The organism is Variovorax davisae (genome assembly GCF_030316845.1).
GTDB classification, from domain to species: domain Bacteria; phylum Pseudomonadota; class Gammaproteobacteria; order Burkholderiales; family Burkholderiaceae_C; genus Variovorax; species Variovorax davisae.
Genome location: NZ_JASZYS010000010.1, coordinates 14,221 through 33,841 on the forward strand (window position 1 = coordinate 14,221; position 19,621 = coordinate 33,841).

General features: G+C 69.5%; 19 protein-coding genes. 8 read left to right on the top strand and 11 right to left on the bottom strand.

The genetic code is table 11. From position 1 onward, the window contains the following. Positions 1-30 precede the first annotated feature (30 nt). Positions 31-777 (top strand): SDR family oxidoreductase, encoded by a 747-nt coding sequence (locus tag QTI33_RS21905; protein WP_286508390.1) that lies wholly within the window; start codon positions 31-33, stop codon positions 775-777. After that, a complete protein-coding gene (locus QTI33_RS21910) occupies positions 777-1,433 on the top strand; it encodes a MarC family protein (RefSeq protein ID WP_444814873.1) in 657 nt (218 codons plus the stop codon). Before QTI33_RS21905 ends, QTI33_RS21910 begins: the two co-directional genes overlap by 1 nt. Here QTI33_RS21910 and QTI33_RS21915 read toward each other — a convergent pair whose 3' ends face one another. Genes QTI33_RS21915 through QTI33_RS21935 form a run of 5 tightly spaced genes read right to left on the bottom strand, consistent with a single transcriptional unit; the run spans position 1,434 to position 5,571 of the window. After that, the gene (locus QTI33_RS21915) at positions 1,434-1,892 is read right to left on the bottom strand and encodes a metallophosphoesterase family protein (RefSeq protein WP_286508391.1); all 459 of its coding nucleotides are present in this window, start codon (positions 1,890-1,892) and stop codon (positions 1,434-1,436) included. A 22-nt stretch (positions 1,893-1,914) separates the two neighbouring features. Beyond that, complete coding sequence (locus QTI33_RS21920) at positions 1,915-2,577, bottom strand: ABC-type transport auxiliary lipoprotein family protein (protein WP_286508392.1); 663 nt, start codon at positions 2,575-2,577, stop codon at positions 1,915-1,917. 11 nt (positions 2,578-2,588) lie between these two features. After that, positions 2,589-3,572: an MlaD family protein gene (locus QTI33_RS21925; protein WP_286508393.1), complete on the bottom strand. Its 984-nt coding sequence runs from the start codon at positions 3,570-3,572 to the stop codon at positions 2,589-2,591. Positions 3,573-3,577: 5 nt separating this feature from the next. Continuing rightward, complete coding sequence (locus tag QTI33_RS21930; protein ID WP_286508394.1) at positions 3,578-4,405, bottom strand: ABC transporter ATP-binding protein; 828 nt, start codon at positions 4,403-4,405, stop codon at positions 3,578-3,580. Continuing rightward, positions 4,405-5,571 (bottom strand): MlaE family ABC transporter permease, encoded by a 1,167-nt coding sequence (locus QTI33_RS21935; RefSeq protein WP_286508395.1) that lies wholly within the window; start codon positions 5,569-5,571, stop codon positions 4,405-4,407. Before QTI33_RS21935 ends, QTI33_RS21930 begins: the two co-directional genes overlap by 1 nt. A 209-nt stretch (positions 5,572-5,780) precedes the next feature. Between QTI33_RS21935 and QTI33_RS21940 the strand changes: the two genes are divergently transcribed. The 3 genes from QTI33_RS21940 to QTI33_RS21950 all read left to right on the top strand — a co-directional run bounded on the left by QTI33_RS21940 (position 5,781) and on the right by QTI33_RS21950 (position 10,032). Further along, the gene (locus QTI33_RS21940) at positions 5,781-7,292 is read left to right on the top strand and encodes a CoA-acylating methylmalonate-semialdehyde dehydrogenase (protein WP_286508708.1); all 1,512 of its coding nucleotides are present in this window, start codon (positions 5,781-5,783) and stop codon (positions 7,290-7,292) included. A gap of 62 nt (positions 7,293-7,354) precedes the next feature. Next, the gene (locus QTI33_RS21945; protein WP_286508396.1) at positions 7,355-8,983 is read left to right on the top strand and encodes a GMC family oxidoreductase; all 1,629 of its coding nucleotides are present in this window, start codon (positions 7,355-7,357) and stop codon (positions 8,981-8,983) included. Positions 8,984-9,273: 290 nt separating this feature from the next. Further along, complete coding sequence (locus tag QTI33_RS21950) at positions 9,274-10,032, top strand: sulfite exporter TauE/SafE family protein (RefSeq protein WP_286508397.1); 759 nt, start codon at positions 9,274-9,276, stop codon at positions 10,030-10,032. 3 nt (positions 10,033-10,035) lie between these two features. On the opposite strand, the gene mrdA is transcribed toward QTI33_RS21950, so the two are convergent. From mrdA to QTI33_RS21970, 4 genes are all read right to left on the bottom strand, one after another. Continuing rightward, positions 10,036-12,012, bottom strand: a complete 1,977-nt coding sequence (mrdA, locus tag QTI33_RS21955) for a penicillin-binding protein 2 (protein WP_286508398.1) — start codon at positions 12,010-12,012, stop codon at positions 10,036-10,038. A 65-nt stretch (positions 12,013-12,077) separates the two neighbouring features. Next, positions 12,078-12,599, bottom strand: coding sequence for a rod shape-determining protein MreD (gene mreD, locus QTI33_RS21960; protein ID WP_286508399.1), 522 nt, complete (start codon positions 12,597-12,599; stop codon positions 12,078-12,080). Further along, positions 12,596-13,597 (bottom strand): rod shape-determining protein MreC, encoded by a 1,002-nt coding sequence (gene mreC, locus QTI33_RS21965; RefSeq protein WP_286508400.1) that lies wholly within the window; start codon positions 13,595-13,597, stop codon positions 12,596-12,598. The genes mreD and mreC overlap by 4 nt, the downstream gene beginning before the upstream one ends. A gap of 76 nt (positions 13,598-13,673) precedes the next feature. Further along, positions 13,674-14,717 (bottom strand): rod shape-determining protein, encoded by a 1,044-nt coding sequence (locus tag QTI33_RS21970; protein ID WP_077002382.1) that lies wholly within the window; start codon positions 14,715-14,717, stop codon positions 13,674-13,676. A 221-nt stretch (positions 14,718-14,938) separates the two neighbouring features. Between QTI33_RS21970 and gatC the strand changes: the two genes are divergently transcribed. The 3 genes from gatC to gatB are packed head-to-tail and all read left to right on the top strand — an operon-like array spanning position 14,939 to position 18,225. Continuing rightward, positions 14,939-15,238: an Asp-tRNA(Asn)/Glu-tRNA(Gln) amidotransferase subunit GatC gene (gatC, locus tag QTI33_RS21975; protein WP_286508401.1), complete on the top strand. Its 300-nt coding sequence runs from the start codon at positions 14,939-14,941 to the stop codon at positions 15,236-15,238. Further along, entirely contained in the window at positions 15,235-16,722 is a 1,488-nt protein-coding gene (gene gatA / locus QTI33_RS21980) for an Asp-tRNA(Asn)/Glu-tRNA(Gln) amidotransferase subunit GatA (RefSeq protein WP_286508402.1), read from the top strand. The genes gatC and gatA overlap by 4 nt, the downstream gene beginning before the upstream one ends. 15 nt (positions 16,723-16,737) lie before the next feature. Continuing rightward, positions 16,738-18,225, top strand: coding sequence for an Asp-tRNA(Asn)/Glu-tRNA(Gln) amidotransferase subunit GatB (gene gatB / locus QTI33_RS21985; RefSeq protein WP_286508403.1), 1,488 nt, complete (start codon positions 16,738-16,740; stop codon positions 18,223-18,225). Between the two features lie 7 nt (positions 18,226-18,232). Here the strand turns inward: gatB and QTI33_RS21990 are convergent, their stop codons facing one another. Both QTI33_RS21990 and pyrE read right to left on the bottom strand, forming a co-directional pair. Continuing rightward, complete coding sequence (locus QTI33_RS21990; protein ID WP_444814874.1) at positions 18,233-18,916, bottom strand: DUF4124 domain-containing protein; 684 nt, start codon at positions 18,914-18,916, stop codon at positions 18,233-18,235. 21 nt (positions 18,917-18,937) lie between these two features. Beyond that, complete coding sequence (pyrE, locus tag QTI33_RS21995) at positions 18,938-19,621, bottom strand: orotate phosphoribosyltransferase (protein WP_286508404.1); 684 nt, start codon at positions 19,619-19,621, stop codon at positions 18,938-18,940.

Consider the following 19,621-nt stretch of genomic DNA (forward strand, 5'->3'; position numbering starts at 1 on the left):
GACGCACGGCTTCCGTGCAGGAGGTGGGTTTTGGACCAGGTACTCCTGATCACCGGCGCCAGCCGGGGCATCGGCGCGGCGACCGCGCTGCAGGCCGCGCGCCGCGGCTGGGCGGTGGCGGTCAACTATGCCAGCAACTCGCTGGCCGCGGACGAGGTGGTGCGCAGCATCCGCGCCGCCGGCGGCAGCGCGATCACGGTCCAGGCCGATGTCGGCGACGAGGCCCAGGTGATGGCGATGTTCGAGAAGGTCGACGCCAAGCTGGGCCGCCTGACGGCGCTGGTCAACAACGCCGGCGTGGTCGACATGCAGGCCCGGGTCGACCAGATGACGGTGGCGCGGCTCGAGCGCATGCTGCGCATCAACGTGATCGGCAGCTTCGTCTGCGCCCGCGAGGCGGTGCGGCGCATGAGCACCCGGCACGGCGGCAGCGGCGGCGCGATCGTCAACCTCTCGAGCGCGGCCGCCCGGCTCGGCTCGCCCGGGCAGTACGTGGACTACGCCGCCAGCAAGGGGGCGATCGAGAGCTTCACGGTCGGGCTGGCCAAGGAGGTGGCCGACGAGGGCATTCGCGTCAACGCGGTGCGCCCGGGCCTGATCGACACCGAGATCCATGCCTCCGGCGGCCTGCCCGACCGCGCCTTCCAGCTCGCCGCCACCGTGCCGATGAAGCGCACCGGCAGCGCCGACGAGGTGGCCAGCGGCATCGTCTGGCTGCTGTCGGCCGAGGCCAGCTATGTGACCGGAACCTTTCTCGACGTCACGGGCGGCCGCTGATGGCCACGCCTGCGATGGACATGATCAAGCCGCTGATCACGCTGCTGGCCATCGTGAACCCGCTGGCGATCGTGCCTTTCTTCATCCACTACACGCAGGGCTGCACCGACCTGCAGCGCAAGCGCACCGCCTGGGTGTCGGCCTTCAGCGCCTTCGTCGTGATCGCGGTCAGCGCGCTGCTGGGGCTGCAGCTGCTGTCGTTCTTCGGCATCTCAATCGCCAGCTTCCAGGTCGGCGGCGGCATGCTGCTCCTGATCAGCTCGCTGTCGATGCTGAACGCCGAGCCGGCGGAGTCGAAGACCAGCAAGGACGAGATCCGCGCCACCGAGGTCAAGGCCTCGCTCGGCGCCTCGATCGCGGTCGTGCCGCTGACCATCCCGCTGCTGACCGGTCCGGCCACGATGTCGACGGTGGTGATCTTCGCCGACCGCACCCAGCATGTCTGGGAGCTGGCGATCCTGGTCGGCTACGGCGTGGTGATCGGCCTGGCGACCGGCGTCACCTTCTCGCTGGCCGAGCCGATCGCGCGGGTGCTCGGCAAGACCGGCATCAACGTGATGACGCGGCTGATGGGGCTGATCCTCGCGGCGCTGGCGGTCGAGGTGATGGCCGATGGACTGGGCACCCTGTTTCCCGTGCTGCACCGCGCCGCCTGACTAGCTCCCCAGCGCGACCAGCCGCGGCGCGGCCTTCCCGCCCTCGATCCGCAGCTCGGCGATCGAGATCGGCAGCTTGAAGCGGCGCGGGCCGGCGCTGCCAGGATTGAGGTACAGCACCGGTCCGCGCTGCGCCGCCAGCGGGCGGTGCGAATGGCCGCTGACCACGACGTCGATGCGGTCGGCCACCGGATCGATGGGGAGCAGCGCCAGGTCGTGGATCGCGAACAGCCGCAGCCCCCCCACTTCCAGCAGCGCCGTTTCCGGCACGCCATCGGCCCAGGCGGCGCCGTCGTTGTTGCCGCGGACCGCGGTCAGCGGCGCGATCGCCGCCAGGGCGTCGAGGATGTGCGGATCGCCGATGTCGCCGCCGTGCACGATCCGGTCGCATCCCTGCAGGAAGGCCAGCGCCTCGGGCCGCAGCAGCCCGTGGGTGTCGGAGATCACGCCGATTCGCATGCGGCCGCCGACGGCGCGGGTGTCAGCGCGCCTGGTCGACCCAGGCCACCAGCTCGGCCACCACCGCATCGCTGGCCGCGGCCAGCGCCTTGACGCCGCCGGGACCGTCGGCGGTCGGGGCCGGCTTGCGGGCGGTGAAGCTGCGCTGGGCCAGCACCCGGTCGCCGCTCGGCTGGTTGCGGGTCAGGGTGGCGCTGACGCGGACCAGGCCGACGCTGCGCTCGGGCGATTCGAAGTACTGGCTGAACTCCTCCAGCGTCACCCGCAGGGCGTCGGGCAGGCGGCCCTCGGAGCGGGCGATGGTGGCGCTCTCCTCGGGGCCGAGCACCGTGTGGCCGGCCGAGAGCCCCTCGCGCAGGCGCTGGCGCAGCAACTGCGCCGGCGGCTGGCTCCAGCGCGACTGGCCGTAGGGCCGCAGTTCGTTCGAGTCGGCATAGCCCAGGCGGTACAGGAGCTGGGTGCCGTCGAGCCGCGAATTGGCGTCGATCTCGGCCAGCGCGATCATCGGCAGCGCGCGCGGCGCCGGCCCGGCGGCGCTCGCCGCAGGCGCGGCCGGTGCCGCCGGGCCGGGCCCGAAATCGTAGAGCGCGGAGCGCGCGGGCTTGTCGGGCAGCGCGCCGCAGCCGGCCAGGCAGAGCGCCGCCAAGAGGCCGGCCAGGGGGTTCTTCAGGGTCATGGACGTCATGGAAGGGACCTTCACGGACGGGCGGACGCCGCCGGCGCCGAAAAGCCGGGCTCGCCCGGACCGGCCACCACGCCGCCGTTGCCGAACAGCAGCGATTGCGGGTTGTCGCTGATGCCGTCGGCGGCGCGGCCGAGGCGGCGCACCGCGCGCGAGGTGTCGTCGGCGACCCGGTTCACGCGCGGCAGGGTGGCGTTGTTGAACGAATCGACGGCCTGCGCCAGGGCCTTGGTGCCGTCGCCGAGGCGCTCGATCGGGCCGTCCTTGGCATTCAGGCGGGTCGCTGTCGCGTTGAAATTGTTGGCGACCCGCGAGATGTCGCCGGCCGCGCCCTTGACCGCGACCATGGTGTCGCGGGTGCGGTCGACCAGCGGCGGCAGCGCCTTGAGCGCCGGGTTCAGCCCGGTCTTGACCGTGTTGTCGAGCGACTTGGTGAGCTGGTTGGCGCTGGTCGCGGCGGCCGCGATGTTCTCGAGCGCGTCGGCGATGCGCTGCTGGTTGTCTTCGCCGAGCAGCAGGTTGACCTTCTTGGTGACCTCTTCGACGCGGCCGATGATGACCTCGCCACGGTCCTGCAGTTGGGCCAGCAGCGAGGGCTTGAGCGGGATGCGCGGCGGATTGGCGTTGTCGGGCTGCAGCGAGACCTGCGATTCGCCCTTGTCGTCGAGCGCGATGAAGGCCAGCCCGGTGACGCCCTGGTAGCTCAGGGTCGCGAAGGTCGAGGTGGTGAGCGGCACCCGCTCGTCGACCGAGATGCGCACCCGCACGTTGCCCTTGACCTTCGGATCGAAGTCGATCGAGCTGACCCGGCCGACGGCGATGCCGCGGTAGCGCACCATGGCCTGCGGCTGCAGGCCGCTGACCGCGTCGCGGGTGGACAGCTCGTACACGTTGCGCACCGTGTCGTCGCGCGTGAGCCAGACCACCAGCGCGACGAGCACGGCGACCAGGCCGAGCACGAAGGCCCCGGCGGCGATGGCATGGGACTTGTTTTCCATGGCGGCTACCTTTCAGACAACGGGGCCGGCCGGCTGGCCGCCCCTTCGTGCAGTGCTTCCATGGCGCGCTGGCCGCGGCCACCGAGGAAGTACTCGTGGATGAACGGATGCGGATAGGCGATCACGTCGCGCGTGGTCCCGGAGACGATCACCTTCTGGTCGGCCAGCACGGCGATCCGGCTGCTGAGGTCGAACAGGGTGTCGAGGTCGTGCGTGATCATCACCACCGTGAGGCCGAGTTCGCGGTGCAGCCCGCGCAGCAGGTCGCAGAAGCCGTCGGCGCTCTCGGGGTCCAGCCCGGCGGTGGGCTCGTCGAGCAGCAGCAGGGGCGGGTCCATGATCAGCGCGCGCGCCAGCGCCACCCGCTTGATCATGCCGCCCGACAGGTCGGACGGGCTCTTGGTGGCCTGCTGCGGACTCAGGCCGACCATCTGCAGCTTCACCAGCGCGGCATCGCGGATGAGGTCGTCGGGCAGCAGCTTGAGTTCGCGCAGCGGAAAGGCGATGTTGTCGAGCACGCTGAAGGCCGAGAACAGCGCTCCGTGCTGGAACAGCATGCCGACATTGGCGGCGCCCATCGCGCTCAGCCGCGTGGGCGGGTGGCCGAGCACGGTGACCTCGCCCTTCGTCGGATGCTCGAGCCCGAGGATCTGGCGCAGCAGCACGGTCTTGCCGGTGCCCGAGCCGCCGACCAGCGACAGCACCTCGCCGCGCACGATCGTCAGGTCGAGGTCGCGATGCACCACCTGGTCGCCGTCGGGCGACCTGAAGACGGTCCACAGCTTGCGGATCTCGACCACGCGCTCGGCATCAGGAGGAATGACAAAGGTCATCAGCGCAACCCCACGCCCTTGAACAGCACGGCGAACAGCGCGTCGACCAGGATCACCACCGTGATCGAGGTCACCACCGACGAGGTGGTGCCGCGGCCCAGGCTCTCGGTGTTGGGCTTCACCTTCATGCCGAAATAGCAGCCGATCAGCGCGATCAGGATGCCGAACACCGCCGACTTGGACAGGGCGAGGTACAGGTTCGACATCGGCACCGCGCGCGGCAGCGCCGACAGGAAGTAGGCCGGCGAGATATCCAGCGCCAGGTCGGCCGCGATCATGCCGCCGAACAGCGCCGCCATCGAGGTCCACATGCTGATCAAGGGCATCGTGATGGCCAGCGCCAGCACCCGCGGCATCACCAGCCGGAAACCGTGCGGGATGCCCATCACGCGCATCGCGTCGAGTTCCTCGGTGACCCGCATGACGCCGATCTGCGCCGTGATGGCCGAGCCCGAGCGGCCGGCGATCAGCACCGCCGCCAGCACCGGGCCGAGTTCGCGGATCAGCGACAGCCCGAGGATGTTGACGATGAAGGTCTCGGCACCGTACTGGCGCAGCTGCTGCGAAGTCAGGTAGGCCAGCACCACGCCGATCAGCAGGCCGACCAGCGCGGTGATCGGCAGCGCCGTGGTGCCGAACTGGTAGATCTGGCCCGAGAAGTCGCGCCACGGGCCGCGCAGCGGCGCACGCAGCAGCTTGCCGACGTCGAGCACCAGCTGGCCGATGAGGCCGAGGAAATCACGCGCCACGAACATCATGCGCGACCCGTTGTGGGCGAAGTGCCTGAAGCGTTCGGCCAGCGTCACCCCGGGGTCGACCGGCGCGCTGCAGGTGTAGAGCGCGACCTGGTCCAGCACCGCCTTGTGCTGCGAATCCATTTCGAGCCGCGCCGGCCAGGCCTGGCCCCAGTGGTTCCACAACAGCTGGGCGCCGATGTGGTCGAGCTGCTCGATCGGCCGCAGGTCCCAGGCTTGGCCCTGCTGCGCCGGCACGCCTTTCAGGCTGTCCGACAGCGTGGTCCAGGCCGGCATCGACGACATCGCCAGCACGGTCCACCGGCCGCTGGCGACCGCCCAGCGCCCGCCCGCCTGTTCGCGTTCGTCGACGCGCGGTTGCGCGCCCTGCGCTTCTTGCGCTTCGGCGGGCATCGGCGAATCGGTCGGCATGGGGGGCGGCAGACGTAGAGCGAACTTGAAGAACGCAGCATCGTAACCGGGTGCGTCCACGCCCCGACTCCGGATTTCCGCCCCTGCGCGTAGGCGTTTCGCGCAACCCCCGGCGCTTTGCCACAATCGAAGGCTGGGCCCGATGGCCGCCGAATTCCCCTTTTCCTTCCCCCACTCGCCGGCGGCGCCGGCAGGAGAACGCCATGCAGATGAGCAAGACCCCGATCCACCACTTCGTCGGCGGCCGCATCGCGGCCCCCCGGTCCGCGCGCACCCAGGATGTCTTCAACCCGGCGACCGGGGCCGCCACCGGCAGCGTCGCGCTGGCCAACCGGGCCGACGTCGATGCCGCGGTGGCCGCCGCCCAGGCCGCCTTCCCGGCCTGGGCCGACACGCCGCCGATCCGCCGCGCCCGCGTGATGTTCAAGTTCCTCGAGCTGCTCAACCGCCACAAGGACGAGCTGGCCCACCTGATCACCGCCGAGCACGGCAAGGTCTTCACCGACGCCCAGGGCGAGGTCACCCGCGGCATCGACATCGTCGAGTTCGCCTGCGGCATCCCGCAGCTGCTCAAGGGCGACTTCACCGACCAGGTGTCCACCGGCATCGACAACTGGACCCTGCGCCAGCCGCTCGGCGTGGTGGCCGGCATCACGCCCTTCAATTTCCCGGTGATGGTGCCGATGTGGATGTTCCCGGTGGCGATCGCCGCCGGCAACACCTTCGTGCTCAAGCCCAGCCCGACCGACCCGAGCCCCTCGCTGCGCATGGCCGAGCTGCTCAAGGAGGCCGGCCTGCCCGACGGCGTCTTCAATGTCGTGCAGGGCGACAAGGAGGCGGTCGACGCGCTGCTGGAGCATCCCGACGTCAAGGCCATCAGCTTCGTGGGCTCGACGCCGATCGCCAACTACATCTACGAGACGGGCGCGCGCCACGGCAAGCGGGTGCAGGCCCTGGGCGGCGCCAAGAACCACATGGTCGTGATGCCCGACGCCGACATCGAGCAGACGGTCGACGCCCTGATCGGCTCCGGCTACGGCTCGGCCGGCGAGCGCTGCATGGCGATCTCGGTGGCGGTGCTGGTGGGCGACGTGGCCGACCGCGTGATGCCGTTGCTGACCGAGCGGGCGAAGACGCTCAAGGTGCTCAACGGCACCAACCTGGCCGCCGAGATGGGCCCGATCGTCACCCGTGCGGCGCACGAGCGCATCACGGGCTACATCGCCCAGGGCGAGCAGGAAGGCGCCCAGCTGGTGGTGGACGGCCGCGGCTTCGACGCCAGCGCCGCCGGCGAAGGCTGCGGCGAGGGCTTCTGGATGGGCGGCACGCTGTTCGACCACGTCACGCCCGAGATGCGGATCTACAAGGAAGAGATCTTCGGCCCGGTGCTGTCCTGCGTGCGGGTGCACGACCTCAAGGAAGCGGTGGACCTGATCAACGCCCACGAGTTCGGCAACGGCGTGTCCTGCTTCACGCGCGACGGCAACGTGGCGCGCGAGTTCAGCCGGCGCATCCAGGTCGGCATGGTGGGCATCAACGTGCCGATCCCGGTGCCGATGGCCTGGCACGGCTTCGGCGGCTGGAAGAAGAGCCTGTTCGGCGACATGCACGCCTACGGCGAGGAAGGCGTGCGCTTCTACACCAAGCAGAAGTCGATCATGCAGCGCTGGCCGGAGAGCACGCCCAAGGGGGCCGAGTTCGTGATGCCGACCGCGAAGTAGGCCGCGCCCCCCGCCGGCGGTGGCCGGCTCTCCCATAACGACAAGAGACAAGCAAGACCCGAATGAGCGACACCACTTTCGACTACATCGTGATCGGCGGCGGCACCGCCGGCGCACTGATGTGCAACCGCCTGACCCGCAGCAAGCAGCAGCGCACCCTGCTGATCGAGGCCGGGCGCAAGGACGACTACCACTGGATCCACATCCCGGTGGGCTACCTCTACTGCATCGGCAATCCGCGCACCGACTGGCTCTACAGCACCGAGCCCGATGCCGGGCTGAACGGCCGCACGCTGCGCTACCCGCGCGGCAAGACGCTGGGCGGCTGCTCGAGCATCAACGGCATGATCTACATGCGCGGCCAGTCGCGCGACTACGAGCAGTGGGCCGCGCTCACCGGCGACGACACCTGGCGCTGGAACAACGTGCTGCCCGCCTTCCGGCAGCACGAGGACTACTACCTCGGCGCCGACGAGATGCACGGCGCCGGCGGCGAGTGGCGGGTCGAGAAGCAGCGCCTGCGCTGGGACATCCTCGACGCCTTCGCGCAGGCGGCGCAGGAAGCCGGCATTCCGCACAGCAGCGACTTCAACCGCGGCAGCAACGAGGGCGTGGGCTACTTCCAGGTCAACCAGAAGGACGGCTGGCGCTGGAACACGGCCAAGGCCTTCCTGCGGCCGACCTGCTACGGCCGGCCCAACTTCGAGATGTGGGTCAACGCCCACGTGACGAAGCTGATCGTCGAGACCCAGGCCGACGGCAGCCGGCGCTGCACCGGCGTGCAGGTCTGGGACGGCCACGAGATGGTCACGGCGCACGCCACGCGCGAGGTGCTGCTGTGCGCCGGCAGCATCGGCTCGCCGCAGCTGCTGCAGCTCTCGGGCATCGGCCCGGCCGCGCTGCTGCGCCAGCACGGCATCGAAGTGGTCGCCGACCTGCCGGGCGTCGGCGCCAACCTGCAGGACCACCTGCAGATCCGCGCGGTCTACAAGATCAAGGACGCGCCGACCCTCAATGTGCTGGCCTCCTCGCTCTACGGCAAGGCGAAGATCGGCATGGAGTACCTGTTCAAGCGCAGCGGCCCGATGAGCATGGCGCCCTCGCAGCTCGGCGCCTTCACGCGCAGCTCGCCCGAGCTGGAATGGCCGAACCTCGAGTACCACGTGCAGCCGCTGTCGCTCGACGCCTTCGGCGAGCCGCTGCACAGCTTCCCGGCCTTCACCGCCAGCGTCTGCAACCTGAACCCGACCAGCCGCGGCACGGTGCGCATCAAGAGCGGCAAGTTCAGCGATGCACCGGCGATCGCGCCCAACTACCTGAGCACCGACGAAGACCGCAAGGTGGCGGCCGATTCGCTGCGCGTCACGCGCCGCATCGCGGCCCAGCCGGCGCTGGCGAAATACGCCCCCGAGGAATGGAAGCCGGGGGTGCAATACCAGAGCGACGAAGAGCTGGCGCGGCTGGCTGGCGACATCGCGACCACCATCTTCCATCCGGTGGGCACCACGAAGATGGGCGCCGACGGCGACCCGATGGCGGTGCTCGATTCACGGCTGCGGGTGCGCGGCATCCAGGGGCTGCGGGTGGTCGACGCCGGCGCCATGCCGACGATCACCAGCGGCAACACCAACAGCCCGACGTTGATGATGGCCGAGAAGGCGGCCGGCTGGCTGCGCGAAGACGCGGTGTGACTTGGCGGTGTATCAATTGGTTTCTGTTGGCGGGTAATCCCCGATGCACTGCCACGGTGCGCCGAATTAAAGTATCGGTACTCGCAAACGGGCCAGCCCGCAGCGCGGGGGACCGAGGAGACAATCTTTCGGAGAACCAGAAAAAGATCACACAAGGCATCCGCACGAGATGCCGTTTTTTTGACAAGGCGCCGCTGGTCGGCGCCTTTTCTTTGGGCGATCGGCAAGCGGTGGCGCCGCGGTAGCGCTATCAAATGGATAGCAAGCCGGAATGAGACAATCCGGCCCGCATGGAAACTCTGGTGCTGTCCCTCGCCTCGCTGTTCGCGGGTTTCATCGATTCCATCGTCGGCGGCGGCGGCCTGATCCTGGTGCCGGCGCTGTTCAGCGTGCTGCCGGGCACCGCCCCGGCCACCCTGCTGGGCACCAACAAGAGCGCCTCGGTCTGGGGCACGGCCGCGGCCGCGGCGCAGTTCCACCGCCGGGTCGGCCTGCGCTGGCGCAACCTGCTGCCGGCCGGGGTGCTGGCCTTCGCGGGCTCGCTGGCCGGGGCCTGGGCCGTGACGGTGGTGCCGGGCGAGTTCCTGCGCAAGCTGCTGCCGGTGATCCTGGTCGCGCTGCTGGTCTACACGCTGGCCCGCAAGGACATGGGCGTGCACCATGCGCCGCGCTTCAGCGGCCGCGCCGAACTGCTCGCCACCGCCACCATCGGCGCCCTGCTCGGCATCTACGACGGCTTCTTCGGGCCCGGCACCGGCAGCTTCTTCGTCTTCCTGTTCGTGCGCTGGCTGGGCTACGACTTCCTCAACGCGGCCGGCTCGGCCAAGCTGCTCAACGTCATGACCAATCTGGGCGCGCTGCTGCTGCTCGGGCTCAAGGGCCATGTGCTGTGGCAGCTGGGGCTGACGATGGCGGTGGCCAACGTGGCCGGCAGCGTGATCGGGGCCCGGGTCGCCATCAAGCATGGCGCCACCTTCGTGCGCAAGGTCTTCATCGGCGTCGTCGCGGCCTTGATCCTGAAGACAGCCTACGACGCCTTCCTGCGCTGAAGTTCAGGGTGCGGCCGCCGCCTGAGTGGCGCTGCCGGCGGGCGGCCAGGCGACTTCGCTGGCCACCCGCGGCTTGCCGATCGGGGCGGTCGCCTTGCCGATCTGGATCGCGGCCATGTCGGCCTCGCTCGGGTACTGGTTCATGAGCCAGTAGTCGAACACCCGGCGCGCGATCGGGGCCGCTGCGCCGGCGCCCCAGCCAGCGTTCTCGACGATCAGGGCGACCGCGATCTTCGGGTCGTTGACCGGCGCGAAGGCCATGAACAGGGCGTGGTCGCGCTGGTGCTCCTCGAGTGCCTTGGCGTTGTACTTGGTGTTTTGTGCCTGCGTCACGGCCTGCGCGGTCCCGGTCTTGCCGGCCGCCTGGTAGGCGGCGCCGGCGAACACGCCGCGCGCGGTGCCGCCGGTCACGACCGCGGTCAGGCCCTCGCGGATCACCGCGACGTCGGCCGCCCGGTAGCCGAGGTTGATGGCCGGCGGCTGCTCGACCGGCTTGACCTCGCCCGTGACGGTGTCGCGAATGCCGAGCACCAGGTGCGGCTTGTGCTTGATGCCGCCGTCGGCCACGATCGCCGTGGCCTGCGCCAACTGCAGCATCGTGAAGGCGTTGTAGCCCTGGCCGATGCCGAGCGAAATGGTCTCGCCGGCATACCACTTGCGCTGCTCGGGCCGGCGGTAGGCATTGCGTTTCCACTCGGTGCTCGGCAGCACGCCCCGCACCTCGCCGCCGATGTCGATGCCGGTGATCTGGCCGAAGCCCAGCGGCTTCATCGCGTCGTGGATCAGGTCCACGCCCATCTCGTTGGCCAGCGAGTAGTAGTAGATGTTGCTCGACAGCTGGATCGAGCGGCGCATGTCGACGTTGCCGATGTTGCCCTCGGGGCTGCCGAAGCGGTGGCCGCCGAAATTGAAGTAGCCCGGGTCGTTGACCAGCACGCTGGGGCCGCGCTTGCCGGTCTGCAGCGCCGCCAATGCCATGAAGGGCTTGTAGGTCGAGCCCGGCGGGTAGGTGCCGCGCAGCGCCCGGTTGAGCAGCGGCTTGTCGAGCGATTCGCTGAGCTCCTTCCAGCTCTCGACATCGATGCCCTCGACGAACAGGTTGGGATCGAAGGTCGGCTTGCTCACGAAGGCCAGGATCTCGCCGGTCTTGGGATCGAAGGCGACCAGCGCGCCGCGGCGCTCGCCGTACATGTCCTCGATCAGCTTCTGCAGCTTGATGTCGAGCGACAGCATGACCGTGTTGCCGGGCGTCGCCGGATGGGCCGCCAGCCGGCGCACCGCGCGGCCGCCGGCCGAGGTTTCCATCTGCTCGACGCCGGTCTGGCCGTGCAGCGTCTTCTCGTAGCTCTGCTCGATGCCGAGCTTGCCGATGTACTCGGTGCCCTTGTAGTTGGCGAGGTCCTCGTCCTCCCAGTCTTCCATGGCCGTCTTCTCGGCCTGGTTGATGCGGCCGATGTAGCCCAGCACGTGGCTGGCGAGCTCGCCGTGGGGGTAGTTGCGGAACAGCCGGGCCTTGATCTCGACGCCCGGGAAACGGTAGCGCTGGGCCGCGAAGCGGGCCACTTCCTCGTCGCTCAGGCGGGTGCGGATCGGCACCGAGTCGAAGCTGCGCGAGTCTTCGCGCAGCCGCTTGAAGCGCCGGCGGTCGCGCGGCGAGATCTCGAGCACTTCGGTCAGGGCGTCGATCGTGTCCTCGAGGTTGCCGGCCTTGGACGGCGTGATCTCGAGCGTGTAGGCCGAGTAGTTGGACGCCAGCGTGATGCCGTTGCGGTCCAGGATCAGGCCGCGGTTCGGCACCACCGGCACGATCGCGGTGCGGTTGCTCTCGGCCTGCTCGGCGAGGTCTTCGTGCCGCACCACCTGGAGGTAGCCCAGCCGGGCGCACAGCAGCCCGAAGCAGACCAGCACGACCGCGCCGATCACGAACACCCGCCGCCTGAAGCGGGAGAGGTCGGCGGCAACGTTGCGGATCTCGGTCATTGGGATTTGGAGCTTAGGCCGCAGGACGGCCGCAGGCAATGGGCTGCGGACCGCCGGGCAGGCTGTCAGAGTGGTCTGTTGGCGTCGGGTTCCGGCGTTCGGCGCTGCGGCGCCAAAAGAACCAGGCTGACCAGCGGCCACAGGGCCGCTTCCAGCGCCGGCGCCACCAGCAGCGACCAACCGGGAAAGGCGCCGCCGCCGATCATCCGGATCGCCAGTTCGATCAGGTGCGACAGCGCGAACAGCGGCAGCACCTGCAGGGCCTGCGAGACCAGCGGGAACCACAGCAGGCGCCGGTGGATCATGGTCGCCAGGAAGCCGAGGGTGGTGTAGGACAGCGCATGCTGGCCGAGCATGGCGGCCTGGTGCACGTCCATCAGCAGGCCGAACACGAAGGCCGCGCCGATGCCGATGCGCGCCGGCTGGTGCACGCTCCAGAAGACGATCACCAGCGCCAGCAGGTCGGGCGTCCAGGCGGCGCGGCCGATCGGCACCATGTTGACCAGCAGCGCGACGACCAGGCTGGTCCACATGAACAGCGGGCTGACGGGCAGCAGGAGCTGCTGTTGGCCGGGGCGCATGATCATCGCGGACCTGCTTCCTTCTTGTCGGTCTTCCTGGCGGCCTTGGCGTCCGCCTTGGCATCCGCCTTGGCGTCGGCCTTGTCGGCCTTCTTCTTGGCGGCGACCGCCGAGGGCGTGTTGGCCGGCGTGGGCTTCGGCACCGACTGGGCCCCCGTGGGCGCCAGCACCAGCACGTAGCGGGCGGCCGTGACCTTGGCCAGCGGCTCGCAATGGATGCGTGCGAAGGCCGAGTCGGCGCGGCGCTCGATGCGATCGATCTTCGCCACCGGCAGGCCCGGCGGGTAGACGCCGTCGACGCCGCTGGTGGTCAGCACGTCGCCTTCCTGGACATCCGAATTGGCCTGCATGAAGCGCAGTTCGAGCCCGCCGCCATGGGCGCTGGCGTCACCGAAGGCCACGCTGCGGGCGCCGGTGCGCACGTTCTGCACCGGGATCGCGAGGTCGCGGTCGATCACCAGCGTGATCTCGCTGGAGAACGGCTGCACCTGCGTCACCTGGCCCAGCACGCCGTGCTCGTCGATCACCGGCGAGCCGGCCGCGATGCCGTTCATGAGGCCCTGGTCGATCACCAGCTTGCGGGTGTAGGGGTCGGCGGCGTCATACAGCACCTCGGCCGCCCGGCCCGGGGTCTGCGTCACCTGGCGCAGTTCGAGCAGCGAGCGCAGCCGGGCGTTCTCCTGGGCCAGGGTGTCGGCCTGGCTGGCGCGCTCGGACTGCAGCGCGAGCGCCTTGCGGGCGTCGGCCTCGTGGCCCTGGGCGGTCTGCAGGTCTTCGAGGTAGCGGCCGCCGCCGACCACCAGCTGCACCGGCTTGAGCGCCAGCCACTGCACCGGATACAGCACCGTGCCGATCGCCAGCCGGATCGGCTGCACGAGGTGGAAGCGGGCGTCGGCCACCATCAGGAACAGCGCCAGCGCGCTGAAGAAGATCAGCTTGCTCAGCGCCGACGGCCCCTGGTTGAAGAGGGGCGGTGCGGTGCGGTCCAGAGTGCCGAGCGGCATGACGCGTTATGCCACGAGAGCTGCGCTGTTTGTAGGGGTGGAAAGGGGTTGTGGCGGATCCGGCTCCGCCGGACCTTCACTCGCTGGTGAAGATGCTTCCTAGGCGGTCCATGCGCTCGAGGGCGATGCCGCAGCCGCGCACCACGCAGGTCAACGGGTCTTCGGCCACCAGCACCGGCAGGCCGGTTTCCTCGGCCAGCAGGCGGTCGAGGTCGCGCAGCAGGGCGCCGCCGCCGGTCAGCATCATGCCGCGCTCGGCGATGTCGGCGCCCAGTTCGGGCGGCGTCTGCTCGAGCGCGTTCTTGACCGCGGAGACGATGTTGTTGAGCGGATCGGTCAGGGCTTCCAGCACTTCGTTGCTGCTGATCGTGAAGCTGCGCGGCACGCCTTCGCTGAGGTTGCGGCCCTTGACTTCCATCTCCTTGACTTCGGAGCCCGGGAAGGCCGAACCGATGTTCTTCTTGATGACTTCGGCCGTCGGCTCGCCGATCAGCATGCCGTAGTTGCGGCGGATGTAGTTGATGATGGCCTCGTCGAAGCGGTCGCCGCCGACGCGCACGCTGCCCTTGTAGACCATGCCGCCGAGCGAGATCACGCCCACTTCGGTGGTGCCGCCGCCGATGTCGACCACCATCGAGCCGCTGGCCTCCGACACCGGCAGGCCGGCGCCGATGGCGGCCGCCATGGGTTCTTCGATGAGATAGACCGAGGTGGCGCCGGCGGCTTCGGCCGCGTCCTTGATGGCGCGGCGCTCGACCTGGGTCGAGCCGCAGGGCACGCAGATGATGATCCGCGGGCTCGGCGTGAGCAGCGAGCGCGGGTGCACCATCTTGATGAACTGCTTGATCATCTGCTCGGTGATGACGAAATCGGCGATCACGCCGTCCTTCATCGGGCGGATGGCCTCGATGTTGCCGGGCACCTTGCCGAGCATCGCCTTGGCCTCGCGGCCCACGGCCTGGATCACCTTCTTGCCGTGCGGGCCGCCTTCATGGCGGATGGCGACGACCGAGGGTTCGTCGAGCACGATGCCCTTGTTGCGGGCGAAGATGAGGGTGTTGGCGGTGCCGAGGTCGATCGCCAGGTCGGTAGAAAAATACCGACGAAAAGCTCCAAACATTGTGGAATCCTCTGGGGCACGGCATGCGCACCGGCATGCCGTCGCCTTATTTTTGGTCGTGTGACGGGTGGTTTGAAACGTTTTTGCGGCAAATGCCGGCGCGTTCGCGGGGGTTGCGGCAAAGGCGGGATAATAACCGAATCCCCTGACAGCTCCGCGTTTCAGAGCCCTTTTACGGGGTGCGAAAGCACCTCGATCCGGCCCGGAAACGCCAATTTTCGATGTCCCTCACCTCCACAGATATCGCCCGCATCGCCTCGCTGGCGCGGCTCCAACTGGCCCCCGACGAAAGCGAGCGGATGCGTGGCCAGATCAACGGCTTCTTCGACCTGGTCGAGCGCATGCGCGCGGTCGACACCACCGGCGTCGAACCCCTGGCCCATCCCGTGGCCGCGATCGAGGACATCACGCTTCGGCTGGCCGAGGACGTGGTGACCGAGCCCAACAACCGCGAAGCCAACCAGCGCAGCGCGCCGGCGGTCGAAAACGGCCTGTTCCTGGTCCCGAAGGTGATCGAATGAGCGCCGAACTGCACCAGATGGGCGTGGCGGGGCTCGCCCGCGCCCTGCGCGAGCGCAAGGTCTCGGCGGTCGAGGCCGCCCACCACCACCTGTCGCGCATCCGCGCCCACCAGGATCTCGGCGCCTTCATCGCGATCGACGAGCAGCTCACGCTGTCCCAGGCCCGCGCCGCCGACGACCGCATCGCCGCCGGCTCGCCCGCGCCCCTCGAAGGCGTCCCGATCGCCCACAAGGACATCTTCGTCACCGCCGACCTGCCGACCACCGCCGGCTCGCGCATCCTGGCCGGCTACCGCTCGCCCTTCGACGCCACCGTGGTGCGCAAGCTGGCCGAGGCCGGCGCCGTGACGCTGGGCAAGCTCAGCTGCGACGAGTTCGCGATGGGCTCGGCCAACGAGAACGTCGCCGTGCCGGCGCTCGGCTTCGACCACCCGGTGCCGGTGCGCAACCCCTGGGACACCGGCCGCATCCCCGGCGGCTCGTCGGGCGGCAGCGCCGTGGCCGTGGCCGCCGGCCTGGCTCCGGGCGCCACCGGCACCGACACCGGCGGCTCGATCCGCCAGCCGGCCTCGTTCTGCGGCGTCACCGGCATCAAGCCGACCTATGGCCGGGCCTCGCGCTACGGCATGGTCGCGTTCGCGTCCAGCCTCGACCAGGCCGGCCCGATGGCCCGCTCGGCCGAGGACTGCGCCCTGCTGCTGTCGGCCATGTGCGGGCCCGACCCCGAGCGTGACGCGACCTCGCTGGCCCGCCCGGCGGAAAACTTTTCGCGCCAGCTCGCGGGTTCGCTCGACGGCCTGCGCATCGGCGTGCCGAAGGAGTTCTTCGGCGCCGGCGTGGCGCCGGGCGTGCGCGCCGCGGTCGATGCCGCGCTGGCCGAATACGAGAAGCTCGGCGCCCGCCGGGTCGAGATCACGCTGCCGCGCACCGAACTGTCGATCCCGGTCTACTACATCATCGCGGCGGCCGAGGCCTCGAGCAACCTGAGCCGCTTCGACGGCGTCAAGTTCGGCCACCGCGCCAAGGACTATCGCGACCTGGCCGACATGTACGCCCAGACCCGCGAGGAGGGCTTCGGCGACGAGGTCAAGCGCCGCATCATGATCGGCACCTACGTGCTCTCGCACGGCTACTACGACGCCTACTACCTTCAGGCGCAGAAGGTGCGCCGCATGATCGCCGACGACTTCCAGCAGGCCTTCGCGCAATGCGACCTGATCGCCGGCCCGGCCGCGCCCAGCGTGGCCTGGAAGCTCGGCGAGCACGGCGGCGACCCGGTGGCCGACTACCTGGCCGACATCTTCACCCTGCCCGCCTCGCTGGCCGGCCTGCCCGGCATGAGCGTGCCGGCCGGCTTCGACGGCGGCCTGCCGGTCGGCCTGCAGCTGATCGGCAACTACTTCGCCGAGGCGAAGCTGCTCAACGCGGCGCACGCGTTCCAGCAGGCGACCGACTGGCACCTGCGCACCCCGGCGGGCTTTTGATGGCGAAGAACTGACATGAGCGAAATCAACACTTTCGAAGCCGCGCAAAGCGGCCGCCCGACAGGCCCGCTGGTACGCGGCTACGAAGTCATCATCGGCTTCGAGACCCACGCCCAGCTCTCGACCGCCTCGAAGATCTTCAGCCGGGCCTCGACCGCCTTCGGCGCCGAGCCCAACACCCAGGCCTGCGCGGTCGACCTGGCGCTGCCGGGCACGCTGCCGGTGATGAACAAGGGCGCCGTCGAGCGCGCCATCAAGCTCGGCCTCGCGCTGGGCTCGACGATCGCGCCGCGCAGCGTGTTCGCGCGCAAGAACTACTTCTACCCCGACCTGCCGAAGGGCTACCAGATCAGCCAGTTCGAGATCCCCGTGGTGCAGGGCGGCTCGGTGAGCTTCTTCGTCGGCGACGAGCCCAAGACCGTGCGCCTGGTGCGCGCGCATCTCGAGGAAGACGCCGGCAAGTCGCTGCACGAGGACTTCGTCGGCCAGTCGGGCATCGACCTGAACCGCGCCGGCACGCCGCTGCTGGAGATCGTGACCGAGCCCGACATGCGCTCCACCGCCGAGGCCGTGGCCTATGCGCGCGAGCTGCACAAGATCGTCACCTGGATCGGCATCTGCGACGGCAACATGCAGGAAGGCAGCTTCCGCTGCGACGCCAACGTGTCGGTGCGCCGGCCCGGCGACAAGCTCGGCACCCGGCGCGAGATCAAGAACCTGAACAGCTTCAAGTTCATGCAGCAGGCGATCGACTACGAGATCCGCTGGCAGATCGAGGAGATCGAGGACGGCCGCGCGATCCAGCAGGCGACCGTGCTGTTCGATCCCGACAGCGGCGAGACCCGCGCGATGCGCACCAAGGAAGACGCCGCCGACTACCGCTATTTCCCCGACCCCGACCTGCCGCCGCTGGCGATCGCCGCCGACTGGATCGAGCGCGTGCGCGCCGACATGCCCGAGCTGCCGCGCGCGATGGCCGAGCGCTACGTGCGCGAGCACGGCCTGTCGGACTACGATGCCGCCCAGCTCACCCAGAGCCCGGCCCTGGCCGCCTACTTCCAGGGCGCGGTGGCCGCCGGTGCCAATGCCAAGCTGGCGAGCAACTGGATCACCGGCGAGATCGCGCGGCGCCTGAACCAGCAGGACATGGCGATCACCGAGGCACCGGTGACGGCGCCCCAGCTGGCCCGGCTGGTCGCGCGCATCGGCGACGGCACGATCTCCAACAGTGCGGCGCGGCAGGTGTTCGACGCCCTCTGGACCGGCGAAGGCCAGGACGTCGATGCGGTCATCGAGGCCAAGGGCCTGAAGCAGATGAGCGACTCGGGCGCGCTGGAAAAGATCATCGACCAGGTGCTCGCGACCAACGAGAAGAACATCGCCGAATACCGCGCCGGCAAGGACAAGGCCTTCAACGCGCTGGTCGGCCAGGTCATGAAGGCCAGCCAGGGCAAGGCCAACCCGGCCCAGGTCAATGCGCTGCTGAAGGCGAAGCTGGGCTAGGGGCGGCTCACTTCGACTTCTGGGCCGCCGACGTGTTCGCGGTCCAGAGCGGCGCGAGCTTGGCCTGCTCCTCGTCGAAGCGCGCGTTGACGCGCTTCTTCTCGTCTTCCTGCTCGCCGATGAAGCGGTTCTGGACCGCCACGCTGCGGGCGATGTCCTCGGTCCGTCGCCGCAGCGCATCGGGCGCCTTGGCCGGGTCTTTCTTGTAGAACTCGAGCTCGTCGTCGACCCGCTTGCGGTCCTCGCCGAGTTCGGCCAGCCGTTTGCGGGCGGCCTGGATCACGACGTCGATCTGCACCAGCGCCTCGGCGCGCTCCCGGTCGTGGGCCGCGGGGTTCGGGTAGCGCACCAGCAGGGCGCGCTCGCGCCGCCGCTCCTCCACCAGCCGGGCCGCCTGCAGCTGCGCCGCCCGTTCACGGTCCTCGCGCTCGGCCTGCTCGCGCGCGGTGTAGGAGGGCTCGACCATGCGGCGCGTGGTGCCGCTCGGGTTGAGTTCGCGCTGCTCGCGGTCGAGGCAGTCGGGGATCGGCCGGTCGGCGGTGATCGTCCGGCCCTTGGCGTCGGTGCAGCTGTAGATGCCCGCCGCATTGGGCGCCCCGCGCGCGCCGGACCCTTGTTGCGCGTGCGCCATGCCGGCTGCGGCCAGCGAAAGGGCCAGGAATGCCTTCAGTGCTTGGGTGCTCGCCAACATCGGTCCTTCAGACGGGTTGAATCAGCCCGCGCCGTAGCGCGCCCGGTACGCCAGCACGTTCTGGCGGTGGGCGCCCAGCTCGTCGTCCGCGCGGCCTGACAGATACTGTAACAAGTCGTCCAGCGTCGCGATGGAAATAACTGCAAGGCCGAGCTGATTGCGTACATATTGCACGGCGCTGTGGTCTACGTCGGCGCCGTTCTCGGTCGCCTTCTCCTGGCGGTCGAGCGCGATCGCCACCGCGTGCGGGGTGGCTCCGGCGGTGCGGATGGCCGCAATCGACTCGCGCACCGCGGTGCCGGCCGACATCACGTCGTCGACGATCAGCACCCGGCCCCGGAGCGGGGCGCCGACCAGGGTGCCGCCCTCGCCATGGTCCTTGGCTTCCTTGCGGTTGTAGGCGAAGGGCACATTGCGGCCGCGGCGCGCCAGTTCGGCCGCCACCGTGGCACCCAGCGGAATGCCCTTGTAGGCCGGCCCGAAGATCATGTCGAACTCGAGCCCGCTGGCGATCAGCCGGTCTGCATAGAATTCTGCCAGCCGCGCGAGCTTGGCGCCATCGTCGAACAGGCCGGCATTGAAAAAATAGGGACTGATGCGGCCAGCCTTGGTCTTGAACTGGCCGAAGCGCAGCACTCCCGACTCCAGCGCGAACTGCACGAACGCCTGAGCCAGTGCGCCGCCCTCTTCAATCTTCTCAGCCAT